This is a genomic window from Variovorax sp. KBS0712 (genome assembly GCF_006323185.2).
GTDB lineage: Bacteria > Pseudomonadota > Gammaproteobacteria > Burkholderiales > Burkholderiaceae_C > Variovorax > Variovorax boronicumulans.
The window spans coordinates 754,045-772,350 of sequence record NZ_VCCD02000002.1 but is presented as its reverse complement, the minus strand read 5'-3'; the positions used below and the strand labels follow the sequence as shown (position 1 = coordinate 772,350).

The window sequence follows — 18,306 nt, the reverse complement described above, 5'->3', positions numbered from 1 at the left end:
CTTCACATGCCTGATTCATCCCTTCCCCTGCTGTTCCAGCCCTTGCAGCTGCGCGAGCTCACGCTGGCCAACCGCATCGTCATCTCGCCCATGTGCCAGCACGCCGCCGAGCGCGGCCATGCCACGCCGTGGCACCTGGTGCACCTGGGCAAGTTCGCGCTCGGCGGCGCGGGCCTGATCCTCACCGAGAGCACCGCCGTCGATCCGCGCGGGCGCATCGGCACCGCCGACCTCGGCCTGTGGAACGACAGCCAGATCGCGCCGCTCAAGGCCGTGGTCGATTTCGTCCACGCGCAAGGCAGCGCCATCGGCGTGCAGCTCGCGCACGCGGGCCGCAAGGCCGGCAGCGAGCCGCTGTGGGAGGGCGGGGCGGCCATCGACCCGGCGCGCATGGCGGCCGATGACGAACCCTGGGAGCGGCTGGGCCCCAGCGCGCTCGCGGCCGGCCCCGGCTGGTCGGCGCCGCGCGCACTCGATGCGGCGGACATGGCCGAGGTCGTGCAGTGTTTTGTCGATGCCACCGTGCGCGCCGACCAGGCCGGCTTCGACGTGGTCGAGCTGCACTTCGGCCATGGTTATCTGGTGGCGAGCTTCCTGTCGCCCAACGCCAACCACCGCGACGACGCGCTCGGCGGCAGCCGGGAGAACCGCATGTCGCTCGCCTTGGAAATCGCGCAGCGCGTGCGCGCCGCATGGCCCGCCGGCAAGCCGCTGTTCTGCCGCCTCTCGGCCGTGGACGGCACGCTCGACGGCTGGAGTCTCGACGACTCGGTGGTGCTCGCGCGCGAACTGAAGCGTTGCGGCGTCGACGTGATCGACTGCTCGTCGGGCGGCCTCACCGAAGAAACGCGCGCGCTGCCCGTGCCGCGCGGCCTGGGCTTCCAGGTGCCCTTCTCTGAACGCATCCGGCGCGAGGCCGGCGTGGTCACGCAGGCCGTCGGGATGATCGTCGACGCGCAACAGGCCGAGGCCGTGCTCGCCGCCGGGCAGGCCGATCTCGTCGCGCTCGGCCGCGAAGCCCTGTTCGACCCTTACTGGCCGCACCACGCGGCCGCCGCGCTCGGCGCCGATCCGCAGTACCAGCGCTGGCCCGTGCGCCATGGCGTGTGGCTCGCCAAGCGTGCGCCCGGCCTGGCGCGTGCGCGCGCCGAGGCAGAGAACGCGCCACCCCACAAGGAGACCGACCGATGACCGAACCCACGACCACGACCCTGCGCATGGGCCTGATCCGCAAGCAGCCCGGCTGGACCGACGAGGCCTTCAGCCGCCACTGGCGCGAACGCCACGGCCCGCTCGTCGCGCGCCTGCCCACGCTGCGCGCCTACCGCCAGAACCGCGTGACCGACCGGCTGCAGCGCGGCATCGACTTCGCGCGCGGACCGTGGGACTTCGATGGTTTCTCGCAGCTGCAGTTCGATGCAACGGCGCAGGCCGATGCGGCCTTCAACACCGGCGAGTTGGCGGCAGAGATCCGCGCCGACGAGCGGCACTTCCTGGGCGGGCTGCACATCGTGACGGTCGAGCAGACCGAGGTCATCGCGCCGCCGTCGCCCGCATCGTCGGCGGGGCCGGCGATGCTCAAGCGCATCTCGACCCTGCGCCGCCCGGTCGCGCAGTCGGAAGAAGACTTCCGCCGCGAATGGAAGGTGCACGCCGACCACGTGCGCCGCATGCCCGGCGTGGCCGGTTACCGCCAGAACGTGGTGGTCGCGCGCGAGTTCGAGAAGGGCACGCCCTGCGGCTACGCCGAGCTGCCGATCGACGGCATCGTGGAACTGTGGTTCGAGAATACCGACACGCTGAACGCCGCCTTCGCCTCGCCCGAAGGCCAGCGCACCATGGCGCATGCCAAGACCTTCCTGGCGGAGATCACGGCCTTTGTGGTGGAGGAGTTTCGGGTGGTGTGAAGGCCGCGCGCGCGTAGTGCACCGACGTGCTCAGCGCCGGGATCACCGGCTGGTAGGCGGCGGGGTGTGAGACCCGCGTGGGGACCGTGCCGATGGGCGCGATCTCGCGGACCCGGGCGGGCGCCTCGGCCTCTTCGGGCTCCATGCTGCGCCCGGGCGGCTCGGGCAGGAACACCCCGCGCCGCAGCGACCAGATGCAGGCGCCGAGGCGCAGCAGCTTCTCGACCTTCACGTCATGCGCCGGATCGTCCGGCGACTCCTGCGCGATCAGCTCGCCCAGCTGCGTGAGTGCATCGGCGGGCGTCATGCCGCGCCCGATCCGTGCCACTTCCACCATGGCCGCCAAGGCCTCGGTCTTGTTCATCGCTTGCCCCCTGTTGCTTGTCTCTTGCTACGAAGGACAGCATGCCGTTACGCGGTGCATCCAAAAGTAGTCCGGCGCGCCGTCGGGTCGTCGATTGAAATCTCGTCCGTGCGCGGGGCGGGGCGTACGCGGGGTGGGGCTGCCTTAGCATCGCGCGGCACCACAAGACCAAGGGGAGGGCCGCACCATGTCACCCAGAGCGATTCGCTCGTACGCATTCGCCATCGCCGCCGCTGCATTGCTGAGCGCCTGTGAAACGCCGTACCGTTTGCCGACCGCGCAGGAAAGCCGGGCACAGGTCACCGTCGAGTCGAAGGACGACGTGGTGATCAACAACCTCAATGCAGAGGGCTGCTACCGCGGGCGCACCGAACTCAAGGGCGCGATGTTCATCCGCGCGGGGGAAGAGGCTCTCATCGAGTACCACGGCCGTGCCGCGTGCCGGATTTCGTTTTCGTTCCTGCCCGAGGAAGGCAAGCGCTACCGGATCGTCGGGCAGTCGTTCCGGAACCTGCGCGAACGCTTCGAGGCGCGCCGCGACATCGAGAGCAAGCAGGGCATCGCGTACGAAGCCTGCGGAGTGAACCTCTATCGGGAAGAGGAGAACGCGCAGCTCGTTCCGATGAAGCTGCAGCGGCGCGTCATCAGCGCACTGCCGACCTGCGCGAAGTTCATCACGCCGGAGGAGTGGCAGAAGATCCGGGTGCCGCCGCCGTTCAAGTAGGGGGTCGGCGAAGGCTTCGACTGGAAGGCAAACAAGAAACCGCAAGGCCATGGGGCGTGTGGGTTTCTGAATTTGTGTGGGATGCCGTGATCAAGGTGCGTTGTGCCCGAGAGGGGTCGAGCACGTCCCGTCAGATCACATGGATGCTGGGTTTCTTGACTTCTCGCTTGAGCAGTACCGGCGAATTCGATGCGCCCGACTTTGTGTGCACTCGACTCAACGGCCGATTGGTCCCGGGCCAGTGAATGTCCTTCAGCCTCAAGCTTTCATCACGATCGATTTGGCACCGGATTTCGCAATTGCTGGCGCTCAATCGCTCTCGACCATGCGATCAATTGCGCCAACTATGTTTGTGACAGTGGAGAGCAAGCTGTCGATCTCTGAGATAAAAAAATCAAGCTGCCGAACCATCTCGCGCTTGGCTTGGTTGATCTCTTTGCTAAGGCGTGGCAACGAATCTGTCGAATGCCTCAGCCCCAAGACGCTGTCCTTCGCAGCCGCAGCACTTTTGAGCATCGTGGTGATAGCAGTTCGTAGCTCTAGCAGTGCGGAATCTCCCGAGGTGAAATCTCCCCGCAGAACCAGCGCTTTGCTGAGTGCACCATATGCCTTTTCTCTCGCGTGAGATATGGCAGGCAGTTCTTTCGAGACTGTGTCTGAAAAGTTGTTCAGGTCATCGGCTGCCCGCTTGACCATCCGTCTGACGTTCTTTGCGTCGGTCGTGGACGTTGGAGCCATCTCCTTGCTTCGTAGTGTGATCTGTTCTCCGACGCGCACCATTGCTTCATTGATTACACCCATCGCAACGGTCATCTCTGCTTGGCGAGACTCATAGATTTCTATGTAATCCATGAACCCAAAGTCGTCTTCGTCGCTGACAAGGAATGCCTCTACAGCAGGCGTCGCGACATCTATGAGACGGATCCCACTCTCTCGCCGTTCTGTGGAAAACTTCTGGGCGATGGCGGCTAAATGCGACCGCAACGACGATTCGAACGAAGAAAGATCGTCGAAAGAAAAATACAAACCTCCTCTGGGAGCCAATGAGCCCTTGAAGATCTGGACGCTTTCAAGTTGCTTGATATCGATCTTTGAAGGCGCTATCGGAGCATCTTTGAAGTACAAGAGAATTTCCGGGGACCCGCCGGTTGCAACAAACCGCTTGTGCGCTCGCTCAAATTCCTCAACTGAACCGGACGATGCCCGCGGCGTCGCTGTGCCCAATCGGCCCCAGAAGATCCCGACGAAAACGTCATAGTCTTCGCCAATCTGTTCGTTGATTGCGGCTTGAGGGTCTGATGAAAATGCGGGGCGCACGGAGGTCTCCCACTTCACCAACTCGAACATGACGCCTAGGGTTTGACTCCAAGCTTGGTTCAATTCCCTCAACACGCTTTCCAGCAAGCTGCGCTCGGACCCTACGTCCGAGGGCGACGCCACGAAAACGCGCAGCACGATGGTCTGTCTTGGCATTTTTTTCCAGTTGCTAGGTGATGGCTTGGCTTGATTGCCGCGTGTCGGCCGACCATGGGTGCGTGCGACATTGGCGAGCTTACCCTTGGGGCCAAGGCTGTTGCCAAGCTGGTATCTCGCCTTCGGCGAGACGGCTTCGCAAGAAGAGGTGAGGGATTCTGCCTACTAGGTGAAACCCCTCTATGGGGCAAAGAAAAGCCCGCTACGCCTTGGAGCGTGCGGGTTTCTGATGTGGCGTGAGACGCCGTGATCCGAATCTTTGGTGTTCGACAGGAATCGAAAATCAGGCTGCAGGTCGCATGAGTACTGGGTTTATGCGATTTTCACCTGAAAGATACCGACAAAAGTACCGACAAATCTCGAAGCGTCTCACGAGTCTCAACGAACCAGGTCTTGAGATCTTGTCCAGATGTCCGTAGGTGCGGCGCCAACTGGCGCAGCAAAGGGCATTCACCTACGTGCGAAGCGCCCTTGGATGATGTCCAATGGACTAATATCCTCGTTTCGCAATGTAACGGGAACTATTTTGGCGACGAAGCGTCCAGCGATGAAATCGCGGCCAGCTGGGGCTTCCGAGCCTGTTGGAGCCGCAATTGTGGAGCAAGCCGGGCAGACGATCCGGACGCTGATTATTGTTGCCGGTGTGTGCTTCATGGCTTGGTGCGGTCGCCTGATTGCAGCAGATCTTGCGGGACAGATAACCTCCGCAAACATAGCGTTAAACGTTCTTGGTAGTCTTGAAGTGTCAGTGACACTAGCGTGGCTGGCTGGTGGTGGTGGGGTTGCCTATGGGGTTTCACAAAACCGGTTGAGAAAGCGCACAGTGAAGCGCCTGAGTAGTCGGCTTCAGGAATTAGAAACGCACGTCGACCCCCGCCGTTCGACGAGCGCGTTAAGTTCAAACGGCGACACAAATCCGGAGGACGAATGATGATTGCGCTTCAGAGTCTGATCTCTCTCGCACTGTTTTTCGTGCTGGTTTTTGTGCTGTTCGACAGGCATCGGGTCGATGTATTGCGTCAAAAACTCTTTGACATCCGCGATCGATTGTTCGATGAAGGCATGGCGGGCAACGTTCGCTTCGACAGTCATGCATACATGTACACACGCACCGTGATCAACGGGATGATCAGATTCTCCCATCGGATAAGTCTCACCCGGTTTGTAATGACAGTCGCGCTGTCAACAGAAGAGGAAAGGTCTGAGGCCAAACGACAAGTGCAAGCCGTTTTCAGTGCGTCATCTGAAAAGGACCGTCAGGTTTGCAATCGCTACTTGATGGACGCAAACCGGGCGCTGGTTAGGCATCTGGGAACTTCGCCTTTCAGCTTCATAGTTCTCGTCCCTGTGCTCGCACTTGTCATCGGATGGGTGACGGGGATGAGCGTGGTTTCAGCGGCAGTTAAGCACTTCAAGACACAGATCGCGCGACTCGATCTTCTTGCATATGAAGAGGGTCGTTCCCAAGCAGTTGGGCATGAGCCTCGTGGGTCCTTGATAGCTCACCACTAGAGGCATTGAACCTGAAAGAACGCCCGTCTTGAACGGGCTTTTTTGTGGGCGGGCTCAAGGAGGGGCATGAACTGCGCGCCATACCCCGATTGCCACCTGAAATCTCAGGCTGCGATGCAGTTCGAGCTGCTTGGCGCGCGAGACTCAGTATCGCGACTGCCAAGCACATCCCAGCATCGGCTTCAAACCTGACCTCAGACTCGCGGGATGCTGGAGAGCGGGGTGAATTTCCCGTGGTTTTCGCCCGCAATACGCACTTAGCTCACCGACGCGTAGCCTAGGTCTAGGAGGCCATCCGCGCTCGAAATTCTTGCAATACCGAGATCAGCGCAGCTTCTGCTCGGCACTGTGAGGAACGATCGGGCGCTGCTGGGGACCGTAGTGCCGCCGACTATCGGAAAACCGCGTTCAAACAGTGTCCTGTCGTCACATTTTTCTCCAAGCAGCGTGCTGCCTGGCAATAGTCCGAGCACATCTTGATCGCGTACAGCTCCTCTTTCTGATTCTGGCAATACTTGTCCGATGAGAGCGACGGCTTGCACGCATGACTTCTTACGTGCTCCGCTTTGGCGTCGTAGCGACGTTGCAGTTCGCCGGACTCGAAGCAAGTGCTAGCGGAGCAGTAGAAAGCCGTCTGACCGTCTTTGCGCTCGATCGTAATGGACCTTTTTTGCGCATGGGACGCCGATGCTGCGAGCAATAGCAGGCCGAGAAGCGCCGTCACAATCAGTTGAAATTTGCGCATCTTTCCTCCAGGGACGTTGGTTTCGGTGCGCAGAATCTAGCTTCGAGAACTACAAACCAAATACCGCATTTGTGGGAGCCCACGGAACCCGGTGGTCACAGTGCCTGAGTCAAGAAAAAGCCAGCGCGAAGGCGGGCAAGGGGGCCTCCAGGAGGCGGTTCAGATGAGGGCGCTAGACGAGGCCCAAGGGATTAATTGTTGACAGGAGTAATGCAAATTACTAATGTTCAACGATGCGCGAAGCCGCCGGCTGTTTCCTCCGACCGTATCGGGTGCAGAGATGACTCGCATGGATGTGGCGCTGCGTCTCTCCGAGTTGACTGACCTGGACCTGGCCAAGCTGCCGGACGATGCCGTTTCGCAAGTCTTGCAGATGATCGGTGAACTGAACCCGAGCAGTAGCTGCTATGAGTCCAACGTGGAAACTCTTCTGAGCTTGGGTGCTGCAATCTGGACGTCTAGTCGGCAGTAGGCTAGAAAAAGCCCTCAACAGGCGCGCAAGCATGGCGATTGCCTCGGCGTGGTACGGACGTTGAGGACTAAGGTGGTTTAGGCGTCCAGCTTCACCAAGGCGCTGATGTCTTTCGCGCCGGCAAGGTGCTTCGTTGCGGCAACCTGGGCCTGATGATCGGCGCGAATCCATGCGCCGGACTCTGCGTCTTCCCGGCTGGTCAGGATGCGACCGGCGATCACGATGGGGCTGGTGGGCTTCCACATGTCCTGGTACATCGTGCAGGTCAGGAGCCTGGCGATGCTGCAACTTCAAAGCTCGCGTTAGCGCCCGACCCGGGCCGAATGCGACGCGGGCAGCCTGGGCGGGCGCATCAGTCTCACACGGGACCAAAAGCTCGGACTTCCGCCCCCAACGATCCGTAAAGCCAATCGCGGTGGTACAGCAGACCACCACCGTTGCCCTTGCTCATCTTGAGCGCGGAGAGCCGATTCCCTGCGGCCGGATCGAGAAGGACAATGCCCTCTTCCTGCGAGAGCACAGCCACGGCGTTCCCGGCCATGGTCGGCCGTCCACGAATGCTGCCTTCGAAGGCAGCGAACCACACGCTCTGGAGCGAGTGCTTGACCTTGAAGAAAGATCGTTCACTCTGCAACGAAGCGCAACCAACGCGTCCGGAATCTGTGCTGAAGTAGATGCGATCGCCCGCGCTCAGCATCTGACCATCGATCGCCTCCTGATCCTCAAGGTCCAACCGTGCCAGCAGATCGCCCGACTGCAATGAATAGGCTCGCAGAGATCCCCTCGCACCGATGAGGACGGCCTGGTCTTGCACAATCGGCTGAAACAGCCACTCTGCGCTGTCGGCGGCCCAGAGCGAACGGCCGCTTGACGTCTCCACGCAATGCAGGCGAACCCCTGCGCCCTCTGCGAGCACCGTGGCATGGACGAGGCGGCCGTTGTTCGTGGCAAGGCCATAGCTGTGCCCATGATTCTCGAAAGCCCAGGCGATCGAGCCCGTGCGCAGATCGAGGCACCACGTCTTCGACGCACCGCCACCCGTTTCCGCGACTGCGAGGCGATCGCCTGCGACGAGGCAGGGCTTGCCCATGTTGCGATCACCGCACCGGCAGTCCCAAAGTTTCTTTCCGTTGCTGTCGAAGGCGTGGACCGTTCCGGAGAAGCTGCTTACGTACACGGAGCCATCTTGTGCCAGCACAGGCTCATTGATCACATGGGGGATGGTGGTGCGCCAGCGCTCCTCACCGGTCATGCGCTCGAATGCAACGAGCGTGCTCTCGAAAAAATCCGCCTTGTCGTAGTGAAAGGCGACGAGCACCGTATCGGCAGAGGCGACAGGGGCTCTGGTGCCGATCTGGCGCTCTTTCGGCAACCGATATGACCAACTCAATTTCATGCGCACGTTCTCGCGAGTGCATTCAAGATGTCGCCTGCACGCTTGGCAGCGTCGCTCTGGGCGGTGCTCCAGTATGCCCGAGGCCCAAGTCTGCCGAGGAGTAGAAGATGGCTCACGACGAGCGACTTCTATCGTCGAGGCCGAGAGGCGCCCCTGCACTGATTTGACCGTGGCCGGCGCATATGTGCTCCGTGCGCGGCACTGCGGGGCTCCGACCCCTGGAGCCCAAAGACGGCGTGTGTCAGCCTGGCGATATGCCGCGGGTCATCTTTGAAGGCGATGGGGTAGACGACGTGGCAGACCATGGTGAGCCAGTCGCCGTCGAGCTTGCCGTTGCATTGTGCGTGCAGCTCATCCTGAAATTCGTGCCACCACGCCTCCTGATCGCTCAGGGTGCGGCCGACGATCACGATAGGGCTAGCGGGCTTCCACATGGGCGGATGCTACTTCTTGCTTGCTCAGCTACGCCTTGGAACGTGCGGGTTTCTGAGGTGATGTGAGACGCCGTGATCTGGGTCTTTGGTGCCTTCGACAGGAATCGAACCTGTATCTGAGTCTTAGGAGGACCCCGTTCTATCCATTGAACTACGAAGACGGTGTGCGCCGCTGCTGCAGCGCGGCCCGCACTTTAACAGTTTGGGGTGTCCCGGCCCTCAGTCGTACTTCACCGTGTAGATCAGGTCCACCCCGCTCGTCTGCCCCGCCTGGCCCCGAAGCGTGAGGCGCTTGGTCAGGTCGTAGAAGATGAAGAGGGTGCCGAAGGTGCCGCCCAGACTGCGTTCGTAGGTGATGTAGAAGTCTTTGGACAACCGCTTGCCCAGCGTCACGGCTGACTCGCGCAGGTCGCCGCCGTTGCCGGGGCCCTTGAAGCCGAGTTCATCCAGACCGAAACGGCTGGCCAGGCTTCCGCCGGTGGTGGTGCCGCCGATCTTGCCGAGCAGCGATAGGGCGGCCTGCTGCAAGAGTGCCGACTCGCCGCCGCTGGTGGCCGAGGCGCGGCCCAGGATGACCCATGACAGCGTCTCGGCGTCGGACAGCGCGGGCTCCGCATAGAGCTTCACGCGCGGCGATTGCGCCGAGCCGGTGATCTGCACGCCGGCGCGCTGCGCGATGTTCGGGCGGATGGCCAGGATGTCGAGCGCGGGGTTGTCGAAGGGGCCGTTGAAGCGCGCGATGCCGGTCTCGACGTCGAGCTGCTGGCCGTAGGCGCGGTACTGGCCCTTGACGGTCTTCACCTCGCCGGTGATGCGCGGCGGGGCATCGAGGCGGGTGCTGCGGATTTCCAGTTCGCCCTCGAGCCGCGTGGTGATGCCGCGTCCCTGCACGGCGAAGTCGTCGCCGAGGTCGAAGGTGACGACGATGTCGGGCGGCTTGGCGGTCTGGGGCTTGGCGGCCTTGGCCGCCTGGGCGTCGGCTTTGGCGGATTCGCGCTGCGCGGCCTCGGCGGCGGCCTTGTCCTTGGCGGCCGAGCGCACGACGACATCGCTGCCCAGGCTGGGCGCGGTCTCGTCGGGCAGGATGATGACGGCGCGGTCGGTCTTGAGCTTGCCGCGCACGTTGAACTGGCCGTCGTCCAGCCGCGCCTGCAGGTTGCCCGACAGCGACACCTGGCGGTCAGTGCGCACCAGCACGCGCAGGGCGCGCAGCTCGGCCTGCACGGCCATGCGGATGCCGGTGCTGGTCGTGCTGTTGTTGCTGCCCCAGCTGAGGTCGCCGCGCGCGGTGAGCGAGCCGCCGTCGGTGCGCGCTTCGCTGGCGGCGGTGCTACGGTTGCCGCTCTGGCCGCCGATGCGCGCGTTGCTGCCGGCGCCGCCCTTGAGCGTGAACTCGGTGATCTCCAGGCGGTCTCCAGTGAGCGAGGCGCGCAGGCGGCCGTCGCGCAGGTCGAGGCCTTCGACCGGGGCGCGCAGCGCGAGTTGGTCGGCGCCGAGCGTGCCGTTCCAGCGCGGCGCGGTGCGGATGCCCGACAGGGTGGCGTTGGCGTCGAGCGTGCCGGCGATGCGCCAGCCGGGCGGCGCGAGCATGGACCACACGCCCAGGTTGGGCAGCGCGGCGCGCAGCGTGCCGTTCAGAGGCGCGTCGGGCGCCCACTGCCAGCCGCCGCTGCGCTGCTGCATGCGGGTGCCGAGCTCGGCGTCGAGGCGGCCGGCGCGTTCGCTGTCCCAGGCCAGGGTGGCGCGCACGGCGTCGCCCTGCGCGTCGAGCTGCAGTTCGGCGCGGCGCAGGCCGGCCGGGGTGGCCGTGACATCGACGCCGTTGACCTCGTTCTTGCCACTGGCCGAGCTCATGGTGCGTTCGCTCGCGGTGCCGGTTCCGGTGCTGGTGATGCGGGTGACGAGCGCGGCTTCGCCGGCCTGCACGCGGATGTCGCCGCTCTGGCGCGCGAGCCGGGCCTTGGCGCGCAGGGTGTCGCCGGCGTCGATGTCCCAGTCGCCGTTGAACAGCAGGTCGCCGCTGATGCCGAGTTCGCTCAGCGTGGCGTTGGCGCCGAACGCACCGGCCCAGGCCATCGGCAGGCCCTGCATCTGGCCCTTGGACTGCAAGCGGAACACGCGGTTGGGCGCGGCGCCGCTCTGGTTGAAGCGCAGCGGCTGCCAGTCGATGCGCACGGTGCCCGGCAGCGGGCCGCGCAGGGTGGCCTCGGCGGCGGAGGCTTCGACGTCGAGGCGGTTGTCGGCGGCGCGCACGGTGGCCGTGACTTCGCGGCCCAGCTCCAGCACCCAGGGGCCCTGGCCGGGGCGCGCGGTGGCGGTGTCCTGTGCCTGCAGGCGCAGGCTGGCGAGCGTGGCGCGCCACTGGTTGGCGCTGGCAAGGCCGCCGCTGGCGCGGGTGTCGAGTGCGAGCTTCTGCGTGCCGGTGGTGGCTTCGCCCTTGAGCGTCAGCGTGGCCTGGGCGATGCTGCCGGCAAGGTCGGCCTGCAGCGCGCGCAGCTGCACGCTGGTGGCTGTGCCGCCGGGCTGGGCGGCGGGCAGGTTCAGGTCGAGACGTGGCACGGCGAGCACGGCCTTGAGGCTGGGCTCGGCGTTGCCGCGCGCGGTGGGTGCGCCGGGGTTCTCGATGCGGCGCTGCACGGTCTGCCAGCCGCCTTGCCAGCTGGCGTCGAGCCGGGCGCTGCCCTTGGCGCTGGCGTTCGCGAACACGCTCGACAGGCCCGGCAGGCCTTGCACCCAGCGCTGCATGGCTTCGGCGTCGTCGATGCGCGCCTGAAGGTCGCCGCCGCCGGTGGTGGGCGCGATGCGGCCGTCGAGCTGCGCGCTGCCGCCCGGCAGCGACAGGGCGAGCTTGCCGCTGGCGGCCTGCTCGGCCACGCGCACCTGCAGCTTGCCGTCGATGCTGGCGCGCATCGCTTCGACACGCAGCGTGCGCAGGTCGAGCACCTGGTCTTTCCATTGGCCCTGCGCCAGTGCGCGGTCCAGGCCGAAGCCGGGCAGCGCCTTGCTGCCGGCGCCGCCGTTGCCGTCGGCGCGGAGGGCCACATCGAAGACGAGGGTGTCGGAATCTTCGGCCTGCCGTGCGCTGATCTGCCCGCCGACGGGCGCGCCCGACAGCTCGCTGTACAGCGCGCCGGGCCGCACGCCGCGCACGGTGGCGCGCACCTGCCAGGGCGAGGGCGCGGGGCTCCAGCTGCCTTCGGCGTCGATGCGGCCGCCGCCTGCGCGCACGGTGGCCTCGGGCACGGTCCAGGTCGTGCCGTCGAAGCCGACCTGCGCCTGGACCTGCTCGACCGGCAGCTTCTGTTCGTCCCACGGGCCGGCGACGGCGTTGCGGAGGTCGGCCGAGGCCTTCCACGCGGCGGGGCCGGTGGCGGCGTCGGGCGTGAGCTCGACGGTGCCGGTGAGCCGGGTCCGGGGCGCGCCGGGCCAGAGGCTGGCGGCGTCGACGTTGCGCAGGTCGGCCTTGGCATCGATCACGGGCTGCGGCAGCCAGGGCGCGATCTGCGCGCGCAGCTGGGCGGCCATGGGCGCTTCGGCGTCGGGCTCGGTGGGCTGCAGGTCGGTGGCGACCTGCAGGCGCGCCTCGGGGCCGGCCAGCGTGCCTTTCACCGAGGCCTTGGCCTGCACCTCGATGTGGCGGTCTTCGGCGAGCGGGGCCTTCACGCGGCCGTCGAGCGTGGCATCGAGCGCCATTGGCGCCGGGCCCTGCAGTCGCACGCGAGCGCTGTAGTGGCCGTCGGCGATGTCGACGCCTTCGATGTCCAGCGCGTGCTGCGCGGCCAGGTAGCTGTAGCGGCCCGCGAGGCCTTTGGCTTCCAGCGCGGGCGGTCCGGCCCAGCGCACCTCGTCGATGCGGAAGGGCACTTCGGCCACTTCGACGGGCAGCGCGACCTGCGTGAGCGGCTCGGTCGGCGTGTCGCTGGGCGGGCCGCGGCGTTCGATCGACAGGCGCGCCGCGTGGATCTCGCCGAGCTGCACCTTGCGCTGGAACAGCGGGGCGAGCTGCCAGCCGAGCGTGGCATCGTTCACCTCGACCGCGAGGCTCTCGCTTTGCCACTTGAGCCAGCCGATGCGTCCGCCGGTGCGCAGCGAGCCGGTGACGTCGCGGCTCTCGAGCGTCTGGCCTGCGGGGAGGCGTTGCGCGGCCTGCGCGAGCGCGAAGGCCAATGATTTGTTCGAACCGAGCCACCACCACGTGCCTGCGGCGAGCAGCAGCACGACGAGCAGCAGGCCCGCCAGCATCCAGCCCAGCGCGCGCAGCACGCGGCGGGTGCGTGAGCGGGGACGGGGCGTGGCTGTGGTGGGCGTGGACGGCATGAAGCGGGTCAGAAGGTGAAGCCGAGACGGAAGTGCAGGCGGAATTTCTTCGAGTCGACGCCGTAGGCCAGGTCGGCTTGCACCGGGCCGACCGGGCTGCGCCAGCGCGCGCCGACGCCCACGCCGACCTTGGGCTTGAGCTCGCCGGGCTTGTCGGCCACGGCGCCGGCATCCACGAACACCACGCTCTCCCACTCGGTGAGCTTGTCCTTGTAGACGAAGGGGCGCTGCCACTCGAGGCTGGCCACGCCCAGGTAGCGGCCCGCCACGGTCTTGCCGTCGGCGCGCACCGTGCCGATCTGCTTGTAGCTGTAGCCGCGCACGGTGGTGTCGCCGCCGGTGAGGAACATCAGCGTGGACGGGATCTGCGCGCTGTCCTTGGCCGCGACGGCGCCGGCTTCGAGCCGCATCTGCAGCCGGCTGCGGCGCGCGCGGGCGTTCTTGTCCTCGGCCGCGCCCAGCGGCAGCACGCCGAGAAAGCGTGCGTAGGTGCGCGTGAAGGGCACCTGCTGGCCGGTGAGCGTGTAGCCCGCAGCCATTTCGAGCGCCAGGCCGTAGCCGCGCGAGGGCGCCGAGTTGTCGTCGAAGTAGCGCCCGGTCCAGCCCCAGTTGGCGGTGACGGCCGAGGCCGAGGGCGGCGCGTCGGTGCCGCGGTTGTGGGCGTAGTCGTACTGCAGGAAGTAGCTGCGGTCGATGTGGTCGCTGGACTTGTTGCGCCCGCCGCGCAGCCGGCCGCTGTCGACCACGTAGCTGCCCGACTGCTCGCTCTTGAGTTCGCCACCGGCAAACCAGCGCCAGCCGCGGTCGTTGGGCACGGCGTTCCACTCGGTGCCCAGCGACTGGATGTCGTTGTCCAGCGAGAGCCGCGACACGGCGCGCCAGCCGAGCAGCGGCATGCGGTTGTGGGTGTGGTCGATCGACAGGCGCGGGCCGTTGTCGGTGGTGAAGCCCACGCCCATCACCACCTTCTGCAGCGGCGCCTCGCGCAGCTGGGCGATCACGGGGGCGGCCAGCGGGGTGTTGCTGTCGGTGTCGAGCGTGAGGAACACCGAGTCGTAGTAGCCGCTGCTGGCCAGGCGTTGTTGCGCGTCGAGCAGCTTCTGCTGGTCGTAGTCGGTGCCGGTGGGCAGGCGCGCGATGCGGCGCGCGGCGTCGGCGTCGTAGCGCTCCACGCCGCGCAGCACCAGCGGGCCGAACTTGTAGGCCGGGCCCGACTGGTAGGTCACGCCGAGCCGGGCCTCGTGGCGGTCGGCGTCGATCTCGGCGCGGCTGATTTCCACGCTGCCGGTGGGAAAGCGCTTGGCCGTGAGGCTGCGCAGCGCGGTGGTCTTGGCGTCGTCCCATGCGCCTTGCGTGAAGGGCTCGCCCGCGCGCAGCGCCCAGCCGGTGCGGATGGCGTCGCGCTGCGCTTCGGCGCTGGGGTCGTTGGCGATCTGGCCGGCGTAGCGGATCTGCACGGTCGACACTTTCGTTCGCTCGCCGGGCGCCACGGTGATGATGACCTCGCGCGGGGCCTCGGTGCTGTCGGGCGTTTCGTTGAGTTCGAGCGTGAGCGTGGGCGTGAAGTAGCCCAGCGTGCCCAGCAGCTCGCGTGCATTGGCCTCGGCCGCGACCATGAGGCGCGAGACCTCGGTCACGCCCAGGTCGTCGAGCTCGCGGTAGCGCTGGATTTCGAGGTGGCGCGCGAGGTAGTCGCGCTCGGTTTCGGGGCCGCGCACGTCGACGGTGAAGGCATTGCGCCGGCCGTCGGCCTTGGCCTTGTCGTCGTCCTTGGCGGTGTCGCCGTTGCTGTCGCCGCTGCGCACCACGCCGACGGTGGACACGCCCGTGTCTGCCGCCTCTTTTTGAGGCAGCAGGCTGCAGCCTTGCAAAAGCAGGACGCCGGAAAAAAGCAAAGCCGGCCACAACGCCGGCGAAAGAACGGATGCCACCCTGACCATGGGGGCATTCTGACAGCACACGTGCGGGCGATGCCCCCCACTTGTACGGGGCCGCGGGTTACTTGGACAGCATGCGCATCGCCTCTTCGAGGCCGCGCAGCGTGAGCGGGTACATGCGGTTGGACATGAGCTGCTGCATCACCGCGATGCTCTGGCGGTACTGCCACACACCCTGGGGCTCGGGGTTGATCCAGGCGAACTTGGGGAAGGTGTGCGTGAGGCGCTGGATCCATTCGGCGCCGGCCTCTTCGTTGTTGTATTCGACGCTGCCGCCAGGTTGCAAAATTTCGTAAGGACTCATCGTGGCGTCGCCCACGAAGATCAGCTTGTAGTCCTTGTTGTACTTGCGCAGGATGTCCCAGGTCGCGAACTTCTCGGAGAAGCGGCGCTTGTTGTTCTTCCACATGAAGTCGTAGACGCAGTTGTGGAAGTAGTAGAACTCCAGATGCTTGAACTCGGTCTTCACGGCCGAGAACAGTTCTTCGACGCGCTGGATGTGCTCGTCCATCGTGCCGCCCACGTCCATCAGCAGCAGCACCTTGACGTTGTTGTGGCGCTCGGGCCGCATCTTGATGTCGAGGTAGCCGGCGTTGGCGGCGGTCGAGTGGATGGTGTTGTCCAGGTCGAGCTCTTCCTCGTGGCCTTCGCGCGCGAACTTGCGCAGCCGGCGCAGCGCGACCTTGATGTTGCGCGTGCCCAGCTCCTGCGTGTCGTCGTAGTCCTTGTAGGCGCGCTGGTCCCACACCTTCACGGCACTGCGGTTCTTGCCGGCGCCGCCGATGCGGATGCCCTGCGGGTTGTAGCCGCCATTGCCGAAGGGCGAGGTGCCGCCGGTGCCGATCCACTTGCTGCCGCCTTCGTGGCGTTCCTTCTGCTCTTCGAAACGCTTCTTGAGCGTTTCCATGAGCTCGTCCCAGCCCATCTTCTCGATCTTGGCTTTTTCTTCGGCCGTGAACTCGCGCTCCAGCGTCTTCTTGAGCCAGTCGAGCGGCACTTCCTTGGTGAAGTCGGTGAGCATCTCGACGCCCTTGAAGTAGGCAGCGAAGGCGCGGTCGAACTTGTCGTAGTGCTTCTCGTCCTTCACGAGCGCGGTGCGCGAGAGGTAATAGAAGTCGTCGATGCCGTAGGCGCCGTCGGAGTTCGGGCCCACCACGTCGGACTTGAGCGCCTCGAGCAGCGTGAGGTATTCCTTGACCGACACCGGCAGCTTGGCCGAACGCAGGGTGTAGAAGAAGTCGATGAGCATGGAGCGCTCCTTGTGTTTCGTTCAGCCGCGCGGCTTGTCGAGCAGGTACTGCAGCTGGGCCTTCACCTCGGGCCATTCGCCCGCGCGCAGGCTGTACATGACGGTGTCGCGGATGGTGCCGTCGCGGCGCATCACGTGGCCGCGGATCACGCCGTCTTTCTTGGCGCCCAGGCGCTCGATGGCGCGCTGCGAGGCGAAGTTGAAGTTGTCAGTGCGCCAGCCCACCACGTTGCAGCCCAGCGTGTCGAACGCGTGCGTGAGCATCAGCAGCTTGCAGGTGGTGTTGACGTGGGTGCGCTGGCAGCGCTCGGCGTACCAGGTGTAGCCGATCTCGACGCGCTTCACGCCCGGCAGGATGTCGTGAAAGCTCGTGCTGCCCAGCACGGTGCCGCTGGCTTCGTCGGTCACGGCGAAGGCGAAACGATCGGCCGTCTTCAGGGCGGTCTCGATGTAGCTACGCGTGTGCTGCGGCTCGGGCACGGAGGTGACGCGCAGCTTCCACAGCTCGCCGTCGGCGGCCGCGGCGCGCAGGCCGTCTTCGTGGGTGAGTGCCAGCGGCACCAGCGCGAGGCCGCGGGCCTTCAGCGTGACGGGTTCGACGAACGCCATGTGCAAACTCTCCGTATCTCCGTGCAGGTCTCGGTGGATCTGGGGCTCAGCCGCGCGGGTCGCCGTACTTGTGCACGTACCACGCGCGCGCGGCCTGCGCACCGGCGCCGCCGCCCAGGCCGATCAACGCAATGCCGACGATCTCGCGCGTGCCGTACTTGCTGTCGGTGGCGAAGGCGTCGAGTCCGAGCAGCAGCCCGATCCCGCGCCCGATCAGCGCGCCCACCACGAACAGCACCGCCTGGGCGATGCCCAGCTTCATCAGCTGCTTGGTGGAATGCGGTTGCCGGCTCATGGCCTAGCGGTTGTTGCGTTGCATGAAGACGAGCTTCTCGAACAGGGTCACGTCCTGTTCGTTCTTGAGCAGCGCGCCCACCAGCGGCGGCACGGCGACCTTGTCGTCCTTGCTCTGCAGGGCTTCGAGCGGAATGTCTTCGGCCACCAGCAGCTTGAGCCAGTCGAGCAGCTCGGAGGTCGAGGGCTTTTTCTTCAGGCCGGGCAGGTTGCGCACGTCGTAGAAGGTCTTCATCGCGGACGTGAGCAGCTCCTGCTTCAGGTTCGGGAAGTGCACGGCGACGATGTGCTTCATCGTCTCGGCATCGGGGAACTTGATGTAGTGGAAGAAGCAGCGGCGCAGGAAGGCGTCGGGCAGTTCCTTCTCGTTGTTCGAGGTGATGAACACCAGCGGACGGTGCTTGGCGCGGATGAGTTCGCGCGTCTCGTAGCAGTAGAACTCCATGCGGTCGATTTCGCGCAGCAGGTCGTTCGGGAATTCGATGTCGGCCTTGTCGATCTCGTCGATCAGCAGCGCCACCGGCTTGTCGGCCGTGAAGGCCTGCCACAGCACGCCCTTGACGATGTAGTTCTGGATGTCCTTGACGCGCTCGCCGCCGTCCACGTCGGACAGCTGCGAGTCGCGCAGGCGGCTCACGGCGTCGTATTCATACAGGCCCTGTTGCGCCTTGGTGGTCGACTTGATGTGCCACTGCAGCAGCGGCATGTCGAGCGCTTGCGCCACTTCCTCGGCCAGCATGGTCTTGCCGGTGCCGGGCTCGCCCTTGACGAGCAGGGGGCGCTGGAGTGTGATGGCCGCATTGACCGCCAGCATCAGGTCCTGAGTGGCGACGTAGTTGTCTGAGCCCTTGAATTTCATGAGTGGAGCGGAGG

At 65.4% G+C, this 18,306-nt stretch carries 16 protein-coding genes and 1 tRNA gene; 5 read left to right on the top strand and 12 right to left on the bottom strand.

What is annotated here, in order from left to right:
* Positions 1 to 6 precede the first annotated feature (6 nt).
* Together FFI97_RS20515 and FFI97_RS20510 are read left to right on the top strand one after the other, a co-directional pair.
* Positions 7 to 1,191, top strand: coding sequence for an NADH:flavin oxidoreductase/NADH oxidase (locus tag FFI97_RS20515; protein ID WP_139704782.1), 1,185 nt, complete (start codon positions 7 to 9; stop codon positions 1,189 to 1,191).
* The gene (locus FFI97_RS20510) at positions 1,188 to 1,907 is read left to right on the top strand and encodes an EthD domain-containing protein (protein WP_139704779.1); all 720 of its coding nucleotides are present in this window, start codon (positions 1,188 to 1,190) and stop codon (positions 1,905 to 1,907) included. Before FFI97_RS20515 ends, FFI97_RS20510 begins: the two co-directional genes overlap by 4 nt.
* Here the strand turns inward: FFI97_RS20510 and FFI97_RS33655 are convergent.
* Complete coding sequence (locus FFI97_RS33655; protein WP_185993672.1) at positions 1,870 to 2,271, bottom strand: hypothetical protein; 402 nt, start codon at positions 2,269 to 2,271, stop codon at positions 1,870 to 1,872. The two genes, FFI97_RS20510 and FFI97_RS33655, sit on opposite strands and share 38 nt — an antisense overlap.
* A 268-nt stretch (positions 2,272 to 2,539) precedes the next feature.
* On the opposite strand from FFI97_RS33655, the gene FFI97_RS20500 reads away from it, so the two are divergent.
* On the top strand, positions 2,540 to 2,995 hold the full coding sequence (locus FFI97_RS20500) for a hypothetical protein (RefSeq protein WP_139704777.1): 456 nt from the start codon (positions 2,540 to 2,542) through the stop codon (positions 2,993 to 2,995).
* Between the two features lie 309 nt (positions 2,996 to 3,304).
* On the opposite strand, the gene FFI97_RS20495 is transcribed toward FFI97_RS20500, so the two are convergent.
* On the bottom strand, positions 3,305 to 4,468 hold the full coding sequence (locus FFI97_RS20495) for a hypothetical protein (protein ID WP_062469704.1): 1,164 nt from the start codon (positions 4,466 to 4,468) through the stop codon (positions 3,305 to 3,307).
* A gap of 930 nt (positions 4,469 to 5,398) precedes the next feature.
* On the opposite strand from FFI97_RS20495, the gene FFI97_RS20490 reads away from it, so the two are divergent.
* Positions 5,399 to 5,980, top strand: a complete 582-nt coding sequence (locus FFI97_RS20490; RefSeq protein ID WP_144004495.1) for a hypothetical protein — start codon at positions 5,399 to 5,401, stop codon at positions 5,978 to 5,980.
* A 391-nt stretch (positions 5,981 to 6,371) separates the two neighbouring features.
* On the opposite strand, the gene FFI97_RS20485 is transcribed toward FFI97_RS20490, so the two are convergent.
* Positions 6,372 to 6,725 carry a hypothetical protein gene (locus FFI97_RS20485; protein WP_139704773.1) on the bottom strand — a complete coding sequence of 118 codons (354 nt, stop codon included), beginning with the start codon at positions 6,723 to 6,725 and terminating at the stop codon, positions 6,372 to 6,374.
* Between the two features lie 223 nt (positions 6,726 to 6,948).
* Between FFI97_RS20485 and FFI97_RS20480 the strand changes: the two genes are divergently transcribed.
* Positions 6,949 to 7,197 carry a hypothetical protein gene (locus tag FFI97_RS20480; RefSeq protein ID WP_139704772.1) on the top strand — a complete coding sequence of 83 codons (249 nt, stop codon included), beginning with the start codon at positions 6,949 to 6,951 and terminating at the stop codon, positions 7,195 to 7,197.
* Between the two features lie 77 nt (positions 7,198 to 7,274).
* Here FFI97_RS20480 and FFI97_RS20475 read toward each other — a convergent pair whose 3' ends face one another.
* From FFI97_RS20475 to FFI97_RS20435, 9 genes are all read right to left on the bottom strand, one after another.
* Positions 7,275 to 7,454, bottom strand: a complete 180-nt coding sequence (locus FFI97_RS20475) for a hypothetical protein (protein WP_062469702.1) — start codon at positions 7,452 to 7,454, stop codon at positions 7,275 to 7,277.
* Positions 7,455 to 7,555: 101 nt separating this feature from the next.
* Positions 7,556 to 8,593 (bottom strand): PQQ-binding-like beta-propeller repeat protein, encoded by a 1,038-nt coding sequence (locus FFI97_RS20470; RefSeq protein ID WP_139704770.1) that lies wholly within the window; start codon positions 8,591 to 8,593, stop codon positions 7,556 to 7,558.
* A gap of 520 nt (positions 8,594 to 9,113) precedes the next feature.
* Positions 9,114 to 9,188: transfer RNA gene (locus tag FFI97_RS20465), tRNA-Arg, on the bottom strand.
* 58 nt (positions 9,189 to 9,246) lie between these two features.
* Complete coding sequence (locus FFI97_RS20460; protein WP_144004494.1) at positions 9,247 to 13,344, bottom strand: translocation/assembly module TamB domain-containing protein; 4,098 nt, start codon at positions 13,342 to 13,344, stop codon at positions 9,247 to 9,249.
* An 8-nt stretch (positions 13,345 to 13,352) separates the two neighbouring features.
* Positions 13,353 to 15,284 (bottom strand): autotransporter assembly complex protein TamA, encoded by a 1,932-nt coding sequence (locus FFI97_RS20455; protein ID WP_139704898.1) that lies wholly within the window; start codon positions 15,282 to 15,284, stop codon positions 13,353 to 13,355.
* Positions 15,285 to 15,342: 58 nt separating this feature from the next.
* Positions 15,343 to 16,530: a vWA domain-containing protein gene (locus tag FFI97_RS20450; protein ID WP_062482585.1), complete on the bottom strand. Its 1,188-nt coding sequence runs from the start codon at positions 16,528 to 16,530 to the stop codon at positions 15,343 to 15,345.
* Between the two features lie 21 nt (positions 16,531 to 16,551).
* On the bottom strand, positions 16,552 to 17,139 hold the full coding sequence (locus FFI97_RS20445; RefSeq protein WP_139704896.1) for a GNAT family N-acetyltransferase: 588 nt from the start codon (positions 17,137 to 17,139) through the stop codon (positions 16,552 to 16,554).
* A gap of 46 nt (positions 17,140 to 17,185) precedes the next feature.
* The gene (locus FFI97_RS20440; protein WP_062482590.1) at positions 17,186 to 17,434 is read right to left on the bottom strand and encodes a hypothetical protein; all 249 of its coding nucleotides are present in this window, start codon (positions 17,432 to 17,434) and stop codon (positions 17,186 to 17,188) included.
* A gap of 3 nt (positions 17,435 to 17,437) precedes the next feature.
* Positions 17,438 to 18,292, bottom strand: coding sequence for an AAA family ATPase (locus FFI97_RS20435; RefSeq protein WP_062482592.1), 855 nt, complete (start codon positions 18,290 to 18,292; stop codon positions 17,438 to 17,440).
* Positions 18,293 to 18,306: the final 14 nt, after the last annotated feature.

Excerpts from the sequence above, each read along its gene's own strand:
- FFI97_RS20475 (WP_062469702.1), bottom strand. The coding sequence starts at position 7,454 with ATGTACCAGGACATGTGGAAGCCCACCAGCCCCATCGTGATCGCCGGT.
- FFI97_RS20485 (WP_139704773.1), bottom strand. The coding sequence starts at position 6,725 with ATGCGCAAATTTCAACTGATTGTGACGGCGCTTCTCGGCCTGCTATTG.
- FFI97_RS20435 (WP_062482592.1), bottom strand. The coding sequence starts at position 18,292 with ATGAAATTCAAGGGCTCAGACAACTACGTCGCCACTCAGGACCTGATG.
- FFI97_RS20440 (WP_062482590.1), bottom strand. The coding sequence starts at position 17,434 with ATGAGCCGGCAACCGCATTCCACCAAGCAGCTGATGAAGCTGGGCATC.
- FFI97_RS20510 (WP_139704779.1), top strand. The coding sequence starts at position 1,188 with ATGACCGAACCCACGACCACGACCCTGCGCATGGGCCTGATCCGCAAG.
- FFI97_RS20495 (WP_062469704.1), bottom strand. The coding sequence starts at position 4,468 with ATGCCAAGACAGACCATCGTGCTGCGCGTTTTCGTGGCGTCGCCCTCG.
- FFI97_RS20515 (WP_139704782.1), top strand. The coding sequence starts at position 7 with ATGCCTGATTCATCCCTTCCCCTGCTGTTCCAGCCCTTGCAGCTGCGC.
- FFI97_RS20460 (WP_144004494.1), bottom strand. The coding sequence starts at position 13,344 with ATGCCGTCCACGCCCACCACAGCCACGCCCCGTCCCCGCTCACGCACC.
- FFI97_RS20470 (WP_139704770.1), bottom strand. The coding sequence starts at position 8,593 with ATGAAATTGAGTTGGTCATATCGGTTGCCGAAAGAGCGCCAGATCGGC.
- FFI97_RS20445 (WP_139704896.1), bottom strand. The coding sequence starts at position 17,139 with ATGGCGTTCGTCGAACCCGTCACGCTGAAGGCCCGCGGCCTCGCGCTG.
- FFI97_RS20490 (WP_144004495.1), top strand. The coding sequence starts at position 5,399 with ATGATTGCGCTTCAGAGTCTGATCTCTCTCGCACTGTTTTTCGTGCTG.
- FFI97_RS20455 (WP_139704898.1), bottom strand. The coding sequence starts at position 15,284 with ATGGTCAGGGTGGCATCCGTTCTTTCGCCGGCGTTGTGGCCGGCTTTG.
- FFI97_RS20450 (WP_062482585.1), bottom strand. The coding sequence starts at position 16,530 with ATGCTCATCGACTTCTTCTACACCCTGCGTTCGGCCAAGCTGCCGGTG.
- FFI97_RS20480 (WP_139704772.1), top strand. The coding sequence starts at position 6,949 with ATGTTCAACGATGCGCGAAGCCGCCGGCTGTTTCCTCCGACCGTATCG.
- FFI97_RS33655 (WP_185993672.1), bottom strand. The coding sequence starts at position 2,271 with ATGAACAAGACCGAGGCCTTGGCGGCCATGGTGGAAGTGGCACGGATC.